Origin of the sequence: Thermococcus sp. MAR1 (assembly GCF_012027305.1) — an archaeon.
GTDB lineage: Archaea > Methanobacteriota_B > Thermococci > Thermococcales > Thermococcaceae > Thermococcus.
Genome location: NZ_SNUF01000001.1, coordinates 1,185,359 through 1,198,115 on the forward strand (window position 1 = coordinate 1,185,359; position 12,757 = coordinate 1,198,115).

10 protein-coding genes are annotated in these 12,757 nt (G+C 52.6%); 6 read left to right on the top strand and 4 right to left on the bottom strand.

The features are described 5' to 3' along the window. The first annotated feature begins 57 nt into the window (after window positions 1-57). Window positions 58-885: a hypothetical protein gene (locus tag E3E25_RS06770; RefSeq protein WP_167892352.1), complete on the top strand. Its 828-nt coding sequence runs from the start codon at window positions 58-60 to the stop codon at window positions 883-885. Window positions 886-900: 15 nt separating this feature from the next. Here the strand turns inward: E3E25_RS06770 and E3E25_RS06775 are convergent, their stop codons facing one another. Further along, window positions 901-2,433: a dihydropteroate synthase-like protein gene (locus tag E3E25_RS06775; RefSeq protein WP_167892353.1), complete on the bottom strand. Its 1,533-nt coding sequence runs from the start codon at window positions 2,431-2,433 to the stop codon at window positions 901-903. Window positions 2,434-2,493: 60 nt separating this feature from the next. Here E3E25_RS06775 and E3E25_RS06780 point away from each other — a divergent pair, with 60 nt between their 5' ends. The 3 genes from E3E25_RS06780 to E3E25_RS06790 all read left to right on the top strand — a co-directional run bounded on the left by E3E25_RS06780 (window position 2,494) and on the right by E3E25_RS06790 (window position 4,036). Continuing rightward, a complete protein-coding gene (locus tag E3E25_RS06780; RefSeq protein WP_167892751.1) occupies window positions 2,494-3,216 on the top strand; it encodes a DUF72 domain-containing protein in 723 nt (240 codons plus the stop codon). A gap of 195 nt (window positions 3,217-3,411) precedes the next feature. Continuing rightward, complete coding sequence (locus E3E25_RS06785) at window positions 3,412-3,639, top strand: hypothetical protein (protein ID WP_167892752.1); 228 nt, start codon at window positions 3,412-3,414, stop codon at window positions 3,637-3,639. After that, entirely contained in the window at window positions 3,626-4,036 is a 411-nt protein-coding gene (locus tag E3E25_RS06790) for a type II toxin-antitoxin system VapC family toxin (RefSeq protein ID WP_167892354.1), read from the top strand. Before E3E25_RS06785 ends, E3E25_RS06790 begins: the two co-directional genes overlap by 14 nt. On the opposite strand, the gene gyaR is transcribed toward E3E25_RS06790, so the two are convergent. Together gyaR and E3E25_RS06800 are read right to left on the bottom strand one after the other, a co-directional pair. Continuing rightward, a complete protein-coding gene (gyaR, locus tag E3E25_RS06795; protein ID WP_167892355.1) occupies window positions 4,033-5,040 on the bottom strand; it encodes a glyoxylate reductase in 1,008 nt (335 codons plus the stop codon). The two genes, E3E25_RS06790 and gyaR, sit on opposite strands and share 4 nt — an antisense overlap. A gap of 49 nt (window positions 5,041-5,089) precedes the next feature. Further along, window positions 5,090-6,397: an RNA-guided endonuclease TnpB family protein gene (locus tag E3E25_RS06800; protein ID WP_167892356.1), complete on the bottom strand. Its 1,308-nt coding sequence runs from the start codon at window positions 6,395-6,397 to the stop codon at window positions 5,090-5,092. A gap of 149 nt (window positions 6,398-6,546) precedes the next feature. Here E3E25_RS06800 and rlmD point away from each other — a divergent pair, with 149 nt between their 5' ends. After that, window positions 6,547-7,812 (top strand): 23S rRNA (uracil(1939)-C(5))-methyltransferase RlmD, encoded by a 1,266-nt coding sequence (gene rlmD, locus E3E25_RS06805; protein ID WP_167892357.1) that lies wholly within the window; start codon window positions 6,547-6,549, stop codon window positions 7,810-7,812. A gap of 59 nt (window positions 7,813-7,871) precedes the next feature. Next, complete coding sequence (locus E3E25_RS06810) at window positions 7,872-9,281, top strand: ATP-binding protein (protein ID WP_167892358.1); 1,410 nt, start codon at window positions 7,872-7,874, stop codon at window positions 9,279-9,281. A 14-nt stretch (window positions 9,282-9,295) separates the two neighbouring features. On the opposite strand, the gene infB is transcribed toward E3E25_RS06810, so the two are convergent. Further along, window positions 9,296-12,721 (bottom strand): intein-containing translation initiation factor aIF-2, encoded by a 3,426-nt coding sequence (gene infB / locus E3E25_RS06815; protein WP_167892359.1) that lies wholly within the window; start codon window positions 12,719-12,721, stop codon window positions 9,296-9,298. Window positions 12,722-12,757 lie beyond the last annotated feature (36 nt).

A 12,757-nucleotide genomic window follows, 5' to 3' on the forward strand; every position in this document is an offset into this window, starting at 1 on the left:
ATGGGGGATTTAAATCCGTTGTAGGCCCCCGGTTGGTGTCTCTTCTTGCCGGGGGTGATGAGAATGAGGAAGTCGGTCATATTTCTGGTTTATCTCCTTTTAAGTTCCTACCTAAACGTGGGGTTCGTGGGCTTCTCGAAGGTAAGCGCCCAGGGAAACCTGGTCTTTTACGATGACTTCAACGACAACAGCCTTGATACAGCTAAATGGACGGAGGACATGGCCGGAAGTGGGAACACGTACTCAGAAGAAAACGGCGAAGCACATTTCACGACCTACGGCCATAGGACCGGGAGTTACACAACCGAGCACGCGTTCTTGAGAAGTGAGATAATACAGATCAATGGCTGGGATTCTGTGACGTTCTCGGGAAGATGGAAGTTCACTGATCCCGGAACGGCGGAGATGTGGTTCAGGGTGTACGACTCCGATACAGGAAATTACATAGGAGTCCGCTACATTTCTTGGACATCAACGATAGCCTACGACAGGCCTGAGGGGACGGTAACCGAATCAAGAAATGCACCGAAGGAGTACACCCCCTTTAAGCTCGTCCTCAAGAGGGACGGTTTTGAGTTCTGGGAGGGGGGAGAGCTCGTCAAGAACTTTTCGACAGTCGGGATGAAGAACGCAAGCCACTTCAGAATAGTCATAGGTGGCTGGGATGACAGTCCAAAGAAGTCCCACATCTACTTCGACAGAATGGAGGTTTCCTACGAGCCTAATGTTCTACCAACGACTGTTTCCCCATCCGGGACTACGAGTGAAACACACACTAAAACAAGCCCGGAAGCGAGGGAATCGACATCAGACTCCACGGGTAAAACCTGTGGGCCTGGCGTCGTGGCCCTTCTGGCAGCCCTCATCGCAGCAAAGAGGCGTTGAGGACTTTTCGTTCTTTTAATAGAAGCCAGGGAAGAGCTCAACCTCCTGGACGTAGCTCCTCCTAAGCTTTAGGGCTGTGTAAGCCCTCTCAAGCTCCCGGCCAAGGTAGAAGGCGTGCCTCGGGGAAACAGGGAAATGCTCAAGAACCGTGTCGATTATCGCGTTCGGCTCCTCGCCGACTATCGTGAGGATTAGCTCGGTTCCGCGGTGGGCGTTCACCCACAGCTTCCCTTCCTCGACCCATATCCTGAAGTAGACGGGCTCAAGTTTAACCGGTTTTTCCTTGGCCTCGATAACCTCACCATCTGGTTTAAACCTCCAATCGGTTCTTCTCTTCTCCTTGAGGATGAGAAGGTCAAAGCCCAGATCCTTGGGCATCTCGAAGAGGTTCATGTCTACAGCTCTCCTCAGCTCCCTGACCGAGCCTCTCGCTTTGGCACTGACCTCGGTGGTCAGAAGGAGGTTTATCGAGAGCTCCTTTGCAATTCCAGCTAAAAGGGCGTTCATGCCCACGCTGTCGGCGTCGTAGAGCTCGACCACGTTTCCAACCCCGGCCAAAAGGATATCCTCGGGATTCCTCTCGCGGTAGAGCTGGAAGGCAGTTACCGAGCGCGCCAGATGGGGAACGTGTTCAAGGATTAAATCCGGGATTACTGTATTATAACCCAAATCAAGGGCTTTCTCCTTCAGTCCTTCAAGAAACTCGACCCTCTCGGCCGGTTTAACCGGGAAGAATCCCCCTTCCTGATTGGTCGGGATCAAAACGACCGGCTTTTGAGTTACGAGCCTCTCAAGGTTGCCCTCGTCAACGCTGAGGAATAGGTCTGCGTAGCTTAAGGCTTTCTCGATTTCAGCGGTGTTGAGGGAGTCAAAGCTTATCGGCACTTCAAAGCCTCCCTCCTTAATCCGCTCGCGGATTTCAGGGAGGGCCTCAATGAAATCGAGGTTGGTCTCTCCAGCCACCATGCCGATGTCGATGATATCTGCCCCCTCCCGGAGGTAGTATATGGCCTTCTCGACGGTCTTTTCAGTCCCCAGCTTTGGAGCATCCACCACTTCCCCCAAAATCCTCGCCGGAAAGTCCCTTCCCGCTGGAAGGTTGCCAATCATGATGTTCCAGGGCTTTTTGAGGGCCTTCTCTATGTAGCGCCTGTTTTTGGTTTTATTTCTGATGTCCTCGACGCGCTTTAGGGCATCGAAGGAGAAGAGCTCATCTGCAGGGAGTTCTTTGCTGAGCTTGAAGCCCTCGCTTAGGGCCTTAAGCGTCTGGGGCAAATCCATTGCATTCCTTGGGCCCTTGAATGCAGGGATTCCGAGTTCGTCCTCGATAAGCTCTGCAGAACCTCGAACGAGGCCTGGGATGAGGATAAGGTCGTAGTCCTCGCTCCTTATGCCGGCTTTTTTCAGGTAGCGTACTATAAGCTCAGGGGTGAGGAAAGCAGCGACACTCACGGGCGTAACGAATACGTCGCAGCCTTTCCCGTACTTTCTAACGAGCGGCTCGGCGAGTTTTCCAGTGACGAGGAGGATTTTTCCGGGTGGCTTCATGGGTAGGAATTGTTACCGAAAGTATTTAGGCTTTTGGAGGGAATATGTATGGGTGAGAGGATGATTCACATCGGAACCTGCGGCTTCTGCGAGAGCCACTCCCGTTATTACCGCGACTTCGACGCGATAGAGGTGCAGCAAACCTTTTACCGAGTAGTCCAAGAGAAGACGCTCGAACGCTGGAGGAAGGAGGCTCCGGAAGGTTTTACCTTTGCCATCAAGGCCTTTCAAGGAGTTACCCACCCACCGAACAGCCCAACGTGGCGCAGGAGCAACGTGAAGCCGAGCAAAGGGGTGGGTCTTCTCAGGCCAACGAGCGAGGTGCTCCACTTCTGGCGTTTGACGCTGAGAGAGGCTGAGATTTTAGGGGCGCGCTTTATTCTGATTCAGCTCCCGAGGAGCTTCAGGGAGAGCGAGGAGAGCTTCGCTAACGCTGAGCGCTTCTTCGAGCTGATGGATAGGGAAGACTTCGAGATAGCGGTGGAGCTTCGCGGCTGGAGCGAAAAAAGCGTCAAGCGCTTCGTGAGGGAATTTGAGGTTATAGACGTAACCGACCCGCTCGTGCGGATTCCACTCCACAAAGGAGAGACAAACTATTACAGGCTTCACGGGCGCTACGAGAACGGGAAGATAATCTATCGGCACTCCTACAGTGACGGGGAGCTGCAGAAGACAAGGGAGCGTGTCCTCGGCTGGAATAAAGGAGAGAGCTTCGTCTTCTTCAACAACTCGGACATGTGCAGGGACGCGAAGAGGTTCAGGGCGATGATGAACGAGACGTAGGACTTCGATAAAGCTTTACCAAATTCCTCGGATTCTTATTTTGGTGGAAGCAGAAGGATAAGGGCCCCGGCGGAAATTTACACTAAACGAATGAGAAAAATCCCTGGGGCTGACACAGAGTAGTTTAAACTCCAAATCCAATGGAATACGAAAAGTTTAAGATTTGTAATACCCAAGTCAGATATAGTGAAATACATGAACTCGGCAGTTGTAAGCATAAGGATTCCGCCCGAGCTCAAGCGTGAGATGAAGAAGTACAACATCAACTGGAGCAGAGAGATAAGGGAATTCATACAGAAGAGGATTGAAGAGGAGGAGAAAAAACGGGTCCTTCAGGAGGTTATAGAGCTCGTTGAGTCTCTCCCCGGAGTTCCAAAGGGAACCGCGAAAAAGCTCGTGAGGGAGGACCGTGATAGTCATTGACACATCGGCCCTCTGCAAGTTCCTCCTGAAGGAAGAGGGATGGAGGGAAGTGATCCCCTATCTCCAGCCGGAAAGCAACGCCCACGCGGTCGAGATGCTCCTCACCGAGACCACCAACGTAATCTGGAAGAACGCGAGCAATGGAAACCTCAGCAGGGAGGAGGGGGAGAAGCTCCTCTCGGCTCTGGAACTCCTCGTTGATAAGGGCATAATAACGATCGAGGAGAACCGGGAATACCTTAGACGGGCCTTTGAGCTGAGCGTTGAACATAATATCGCAATCTACGATGCCCTCTTCATAACTCAGGCCCAAAAGCTTAACGCCACTCTCCTCACCTGCGACGAAAAACAGGGAAAAGTGGCGGAGAAACTGGGCATAAGCGTCGTTCTCCTCTAATCAAACCCCGGCTTCCTGACCTTCACAACTTCTTTATTGACCAGCGTCGGCGGAACCTCCCCATTCTTGAAGGCTATCAAATTCCTCGCCACGAGCTCGGCCATGCCCTCCCTTGCTCCGAAGGTTGCACTGCCTATGTGCGGTGCCAAAACAACGTTCTTGAGCTTGAACAGCTCTTCGTTGTAGTAGGGCTCCTCCTCGTAGACGTCTAAGCCAGCGCCGGCAATCCAGCCCTCCTTGAGTGCCTTTACGAGTGCCTCCGTATCGACGACCTTTCCCCTGGCTATGTTCACCAATATCGCCGTTTTCTTCATGAGCTTAAGCTCTCGTTCGCCTATCATGTGGTAAGTTTCTTTCGTCAGCGGAACTGCTAAGACCACGAAATCGCTCTCCCTGAGAAGCTCGTCGAGGGGCCTGAACTCGGCGCCGAGCTCCTTTTCAACTTCTGGCTTCCTCGTGCGCGAGTTGTAGAGTATCCTCATCCCGAAGCCTCTGGCTCTTTTCGCCACCGCCTGGCCGATTCTGCCGAAGCCGACTATTCCTATGGTCTTGCCATAGACGTCGTACCCCAGAAACATGAGCGGGTGCCAGGCTATTCCTTTCCTCTTCCACTCGCCGGAGCGTGTGAACCTGTCCGCCTCGATGAGCCTTCTTGCGGTGGCAAGCAGAAGGGTCCAAGCGAAGTCCGCTGTTGCATCGGTGAGGACGTCGGGGGTGTTCGTGACGTAGATTCCCCTCCTTGTTGCCTCTTCGACGTCTATGTTGTCGTAACCAACGGCATAGTTGGCCACAATCCTGAGCTTTGGAGCGGCATCGAAGATTTCCGCGTCAATCCGCTCACTGAGCATAGAAACCAGAGCGTCCACCTCTCGAACCTTCTCAAGTAGGATCTCCCTCGGAATCTCGTGTTCACTATCCCAGACCTCGACCTGGAAGTGCTCCCTCAGGAGTTTGATGCCGTTTTCGGGAATGGCACGGGTTATGAAGACCTTCGGCATGAGCATCACCGAGAAAAGCTGACCTCCTCCCCGCCCTGAAGGGCGAGGGTTCTGCTTAACCCCTCGCTAGCGGGGAGGTTTGAGGGGTCTCATTTAAACCCAAAATAAAGCGGGTCTTCGACCCCTCGGGGAGGGCCTTCCCCCCATTACCCCTCCCTTGGGCAAACAAACCGCCCAAGTTCGGGGTTATGGTTCTCACAACCTTCTTCAAAATGTTGAAGGCACCAACTAAATCCGCGTTAAAGACAAGCCCCGTCCCGGGACACGAATAAAGACCACGAACAAACCTTGCCCCCTCGTGGGGCTTCCCGCAAACGGGACAAGTCTTAGAAGTGAAAGCCTCATTAACAACCAAAACCCGAATACCATACTCCTCGGCAACTTCTTTGAGCCTTTGAATCACAGTATTAAACCGCCAGACGTGGGAAAGGATAAAATTCTGCCTTTTACCATTATCAGAGTTCCTGGCGATACCCTTGGGATAACCGACGACAATCCTCGAAACACCCAAATCATAAAGCCTTCTGACGGTCTGTCTAACTGCCGTGTTAATGTAGTGCTTTGCCTGAAGTTTCGCCTTTTCGTGCATTCTCTTGAGCTTCCTACTCGTCTTTGCTCCCGACTTGTTGAGTTTTGACCGGTAATCGGCAATCTTCCTCCGCCAGTAAAAATCAATGCTCTTCAATGGCCTCCCGTTCACGAGGAAGCTTTCACCATTTTCAACGTAAACGGCCATTAAGTTGTTCACTCCAAGGTCAATCCCCGCGGAAAGGCTTCCCAGAGGCTGTTTTGGAACTTTAACCCATTCCTCACCTTCAAGTTTTTTCTCAACGGTAATGCTGATGTGGGCATACCACTTCCGCTTTGCCTTGTCATAAGTGATTTCTAAGCGTCCTTGCTTGCCCTTCAAGTGTATCTTTCCCTTGAACTGGACTTCAAGTTTTTTGAACTTGCCAAGGCCTTTAAGGATTAACATGTTCCCTTCAATCCTGTATTGGTCGTTTCTGAGGACGATTAAGGGTTTTCTCTTCCCGTCTTCCTTCAAGTAGTTTGGTGGTTTGGGCTTAAGCCAGTCGGGGAGTTCATCATTCCGCTTCTTCCGAAGGAGTGAGAAAAAGCTTCTCCAAGCTTCGGCGTTTTTCCTCGCTATTTGCTGGACTGTGGCTGAGCCGATTTCCCGTTTAAACTCCTCATAAACGGTTTTCTCTGTTGAATTGAAGTCTACGATTTGCTCTTGGAAGTATTGCCGTCGTCTGAGAAAGTTTACTCTGTTCCAGACTTTTGCTCCAATGTCGGCTAACCGATGGAGAATCTTCTCTTGTTCCCTTGAGGGCTGGAGTTTTACTGTTACTGAACGCTTCATTTCGAAGTAAGGTTTGGTTTTTGGGCTTTAAAAAAGATTGCTTTCCTGCTTAATGGCCGTTGGGTTGTTTACTGCATCCCCGCCGTGAACGGCGAGGCTTTCAGAAGAAAAAAAGTAACTTTCTTAAGTGCCCGCTCCAAGCGGGAGACATGGAGCTGACGGGAAGGATAGAAAGAATCAGCGCCGATGGCCTTGGTGTGCTGGAGAGGAGTAATAGGACCGTTTACGTGCCCTTTGCATATCCTGGCGACGTGGTGAGTGTGAAGAAAACCCGGAGGCGCTTTGGCAGGATTATTGGGAGGGATTTTGAGCTTCTGGAACCTTCACCGCTCAGGCAAGGGGCCAGATGTCAGCACTTTGGAACCTGCGGCGGCTGTCTCTGGCAGGGATTAAAATACAAGGAGCAGCTCCGCCTGAAGGCGGGGCTCTTCGAGAGGATAACGGGGATAGAGGCAGAGATCAAAGGTTCGCCCAAAATCTGGGGGTTTAGAAACGTCAGCAACTTCATCGTTACCACTGAAGGGATAGGACTCAAGGAGTATGGAAGCCCATCGAAGGTTGTAAACCTTTCGGAATGTCCCCTCTTCTCAAGGAGAACGCCTGAATATCTCCGCGCTCTGAAGGATTTCCTCTCAGAGACTGGTTTAAGGCCCTGGAATCTAAAGGGAAAAGCCGGCGACGTCCACTACCTTCAGGTCAGGGAGGGCAAGTTCACTGGCGAGGTCATGGTGAACCTCATAGCCCATACGAAGCCATCGGAAGAAGTTGCTGGGGCATTCAGGGACTATTTCTCCTTTGCTGATTCCCTTTACTGGAGCGTTAAAACTGATGAAAGGGACGATCCGAGGGGAGAGCCGGAGCTTCTAGACGGTGAACCTTTCATACGCGAGAGGATTGGAGACGTTACATACCTCATCCACCCCAACAGCTTCTTTCAGACCAACAGCTACGCCCTGGAACTACTCCTCAGGGCGGTTGAGGACTCCACCGATGGCGAGAAAGTCCTCGATCTCTACTCTGGAGTCGGAACCTTCGGCGTCTGGCTGGCTAAGAGGGGCTTCAACGTCGAGGGGATTGAGATAAATCCCTTCGCGGTGGAGATGGCAAGGAAAAACGCCGAGCTGAATGGTGTTGATGCCGTCTTTAAAGTTGGCCAGGCCGAGGAAACGTCGATCGGCGATTACGACACGGTGGTAGTTGATCCGCCGAGGAGGGGGCTGAAGGAAGCCGGAGAGCTGCTCGTCAGGAACGGAGTTGAGAGGCTCCTTTACGTCTCCTGCAATCCTAAGGCGTTTAACCTCGACTACGAGAACCACCTGAGGAAGGCCTACAGAGTTGAGGGCACTATTCTAATCGACATGTTCCCCCACACGCCGCACGTTGAGGCCGTTGTGGAGCTCGTGAGGAAAGGTTAACTACCCAGCGGACATTGCTCCCGCAACTTTTAAATAGTTGAAACGCGAGTATTATACTCATGAGTAGACAGAAGTTCATAGACAGGAAACGCGAACTGGAGTTCCTTGAGAGGGCATACTCCAGCAATAGAGCCGAGTTCCTCGTAATCTATGGCAGGAGGAGAATCGGCAAGACCGAATTGCTGCTGCACTTCGTCAGGGATAAGCCACACGTCTACTTTCTGGCAACGGAGAGGCCTTACCGTGACAACCTGAGGGAGCTCCAGAGACTCCTATCGGAATTTCTCGGGGACAGGCTCTTCGGGAAGGTGGCCTTTGAGGACATAGACGAGCTCCTCATGGCGTTCGCTGAAAGAATTGGGGACGAGAGGGCAATCTTGATAATCGACGAGTTTCCCTTGTTAATTGAGCACCACCACCCGGTTCTCTCGCCCCTCCAGAAGGCGTGGGATTTGAAGCTGTCCGAGACAAGGATAATGCTCATCCTCTGCGGTTCAAGCGTTTCGGCGATGGAAAGCGAGGTTTTGGCCTACAAAAGCCCCCTTTACGGAAGGAGAACTGGACAATGGCGTTTAACCGAGATTCCGTTCTTCCACATCGGGGAATTTCTGCCCGGCTACACAGTTGAGAACCTTGTGAAAGTGTACGGCATCACTGGAGGAATTCCGGCGTATCTGCTTCAGTTCAGCCCGGAGAAAAGCTTCGACGAGAACGTGGTTGAGAAGGTTCTCTCCAAGGGAGCGTTTCTCTACGAAGAGGCGGAGTTTCTCCTTAGGGAAGAGCTCCGCGAACCGGCTAACTACTTCGCGATACTCCAGGCCATAGCGAGCGGAAGGAGCAGGTTCGGGGAGATAGTGAACTCCACCGGACTCGACAAGAGCCTCGTATCGAAGTACCTAGCCGTTCTCCAGAGACTCGGAATAGTGGAGAGGGAAGTTCCCGTTACCGCAACGCTTAAAGAAGCAAGCAAGAGAGGGCTGTACTCGATAACCGACAACTACTTCGCCTTCTGGTTCCGATACGTGCTGCCAAACAAGGGCTATCTTGAGGCAGGACTGGCGGAGGAAGTCTGGGAGCGCTCGAAGAGCGACTTTAACGCCTACATGGGTTTCATCTTCGAGAAACTCATCAGGAATCCGGAAGTTTTCTTAAGGCTCACAAGCTTCCGCTTCACGAAACTCGGCCGCTGGTGGAGAAAAGGCGAGGAGATTGATATCGTCTCTCTGAACGAGATGGAGAAGAGGGCTTTGCTCATTGAAGTCAAGTGGAAGGAGCTGAGCGAGAGAGAAGCAAGGGGGATTTTGAAGGATTTGGAGAGAAAGGCAGGACTTGTTGGCTTGGAGGGCTGGGAGAAGAGCTATGGACTGGTGGCTAAGAGTTTAGAAGGAAAAGAAGAGTTAAGAGCTGAAGGCTGGCTCCTCTGGGACTTGGAGGACTTTGACGGGCTGAGATTCAAAGGGAAAGGATAGAGAAATCCGAGAACTCAAACCGCCTTCCAGAACGGGTCCTGCTGGGCCTTCACCTTCGCAGTCATCTTAAGTGCCCTTATGTCGGTCTCGTCCAGCTCGTTCTTGAGCTGCTTGGCGAGGATTATGACGTCGTTCTTGCTCAGGTCAACGTAGAGCGTCTCTCCCGGGTGGATGTGCCTGCCGACGATGGCCCCTTCGATGGCTATCGCCACAGCGTCACCTTTCTTTGCCTCCTGGACGAAGTCGTTCTTGTTCTTGATGGACTTGATGACGCCGACCTTCTGACCGTTCTGCTTGATTAGCGTTACTCCGGGCCTTATGCGGCCCTCCACGACCTCTATGCCAACTATGGCCGGATGACTGCGCCTGAATACGTAGCGCTCGTCCGGATAGAGCCTTATGACGCCCGGGAAGGTGACCTTGCTGAGGAGTTCACGCTTCTTCTTCTCCTCCTCGGCCTTTATCCAGGCCTCATAGTCCTCGATGAGCTTGTAGATGATGTTGCCGGTGAATATCGGCACACCCCTGGCTTTGGCGACCTCCTCCGCGTCCTCGTTCACCCTAACGTTGAAGCCAAGGACAACGCCGTACTTCTCTTCCTCCTCGCGGACGCTCAAAGCCTCCATGACATCGGTCTTGCTGATGTTCCCGACGTCAGCCTTCCTTATGGGGATGTTTTTCTCGCCGAGCTCCTTGCTGAGGGCTTCGAGCGAGCCAAGGGTATCTGCTTTGACTATGACACCGACTTTGCCGGTGCTTATGACGACGCTCTGTATCTGGCTCAGAATCTCCTGCCTGGCCTTCTCGACTTCTTCCTCCGAGCGGGCCGCTATAACCGGCGAGCCGGCTAGGGCTTCCTCAAGTCCCGGGGCGGCTATCTTTATACCCGCGGCAGCTGCCACCTCGTCAACCTGGTCGAAGCGGAATCTTGGATCGCGTATCTCATCGAGGGGCTTCGGCTTGAGGAGCGCGCGGATTTTCGTCACTATCGCCTTGTCCTTGCCACCAACCACTATCGTGTCGTCCTTGTGGAGCGTTCCGTCGTAGATTATGACATCTATCGTTGTTCCGAGGCCGAGCTCCTCCCTAACCTCAAGGATTGTGCCGCGCGCCGGCCCTTCAACTTCAATCTTGAGCTTCTCCTCAAGGTACTTCTGACTCAGGCCGGCTATGAGGACGAGCAGCTCGGGAACACCTATGCCGTACTTGGCGGAGATTGGAACTATCGCAAGCTCTCTCGTAAAGTTCTGCACCCTGTCAAAGCGGTTTGCCTGGAAGCCCATCTCGTAGAACTTGCCTATCAGCTCCCAGAGCTTGGTTTCAAGCTCTTGCTGGGCCCTCTGATCCTGCTTCTTGATGTTGACGAGGAACGGCTCGTCCTCTTCGACCTTCCAGCCCTTAATCCTGTCTATCTTGTTGGCGGCAACTATGAACGGCGTTCTGTTCCTCCTGAGTATCTCGATGCTCTCTATGGTCTGAGGCTGGAAGCCCTCGTTGATGTCCACGATGAGGACGGCCAGGTCGGCAAGGCTACCACCCCTCGCGCGCAGGCTCGTGAAGGCCTCGTGACCGGGAGTGTCGATGAAGAGCAGCCCGGGAAGCTTTATCTCGCCCTTCCAGAGCTTGATAAGCGGGCCGGCGAGACCCTTAACGGTCTCGATCGGAACCTCCGTCGCGCCTATGTGCTGGGTTATTCCACCGGCCTCCTTGCCGGCGACGTTCGTACGCCTGATGCGGTCAAGGAGCGTGGTATTGTGCACCAGTATACCGTTGGCTACAAAACTGTGGGTTTCAGTGGTGAGGTCATACACGTAGCCGTCGTAGTCGAACTCCTCTATCTCCTCAACGGGAACGAAAACGAAGTTCTCGACTATGTTGCGGACGTATTCTACGTCCCTTGAGTCGAACTCCCTGTTGCGCCAGACCTCAAGGAGTTCCCTCCCGAGTTCGGTCAGTCTTCCATCCTTTATGAGGCCGTCCTTTTCAAGGGCAATCAGGTAGTTACGGTCTCTGCTTTTGCCCTCAAGGACGGCAAGTTTCCTGGAGAGGCTTGGGGAGCCCTTTTCTATGGCGTCGAGAATCTTCATTAGGGTCTCGTAGCTCGGAGCCTCAATTGATTCATACTTTGAGTAGAACGGAACGAACGAGTTCAGCTCCGTCCTCGTGAAACCAAAGAGAAGTCTCAACCTTTTGAGTTCCTCAAATATGGGGTAAGTTTCGCTCTTCTTGCTCTTTTCGATGGCTCCCTCCAAGTCTTTCGCCTTCTTTTCCACGGTGAATCCTATGAAATGCCTGAAGGCCTTGAGGTTTCTTCTTCCCGAGATTACGAGGGTAGTGTACTTCGAGCGGTAGAGCTTTGAAACTATCCCGAACCTCAACAGAACAAGTGAAAGGTCCTCAAGGAACTCCTGCGAGGCGCTGGTTATCTCTATTCTGGCATCCTTCAGGTTAACGTAGCCGTCGGTGTCAAAGTACCCCCTCAGGAACTCGGCGACGTATTCCCTCGGTGCAATGAACAGCACTTTGGGAACCTTGATGCTCCGCGCTTTCTGTTTCTCGGGATAGTCAAATAGAACCCTAATGAGTCGTATCAACGCGTTCTTGCCCTTTCTAATCTCGATCTCCCACGAGGTTTTTCTCTTGGTCCTTACGAGTTCCACTCCAAGGGATTCTATCCCCTTGAGCCTCTCAAAGACTTCGACGTCATTGTTGGCTATCTTGTCCTGGCTCCCATCGCCAAACATGACACCGGCGAAGTAGAAGAGCGACTTCCACTCTTCATTGCCCCTTGGAAGTTTGATGTAGTGAAGTGGCTTTCCTGAGCGGTGGATCCTTGGGGTGAAAGCTACCCTCTCGACTTCATCCCAGAGGCGGAGTTTTTCAATGTCCTCTACTCTGAAGACGTTCTTTTTAACCTTGTAGTCCCTCTCGCCCCTGAAGTACTTTCCGAGCTCCTCAAGGGCTTCTTCCTTCAACCTTACTATGAGTTCTTCAACTGAAAGCTTTCTCCTCACGAAGCCCTCAAAATCCCCATCAGTATCAGGGATTTTCCTCGGAACTGCAACATAATCTCCAGGGCGTAGCTCTTCAGCCCGGATCCAGCCCCTGGTGGTTAAGAACGGGTGTTCCGGTGTCACGGAAACGCTGTGCCAGTTCCTGAGCTTTACTCTGAGCATCTTGCCCCTGTGCCTGAGACGCCATACGTGTGTTCCTTCCACAAGTCCTATTCTACCGCTGGAAACCGCTCCCGGGACGAACAGTTCCAGTTTTCTGATCTCCTTTTCAGAATCTCTGTAAGCAACCTCCTCCGAGTATGTAAAGAGTCTTTCAAGCTCAACTGGCCCGAGTCCAGGTAAAATAACCTTCTCTTCTGGCAGGAGGCACTTGCCGTGATCAACATGTCCGAGAACCGCGATAATTGGCTGCCTAATCTTCTTCATATCCCTCACCCCTGAGCTTAACTCTGGCGTGGCCTT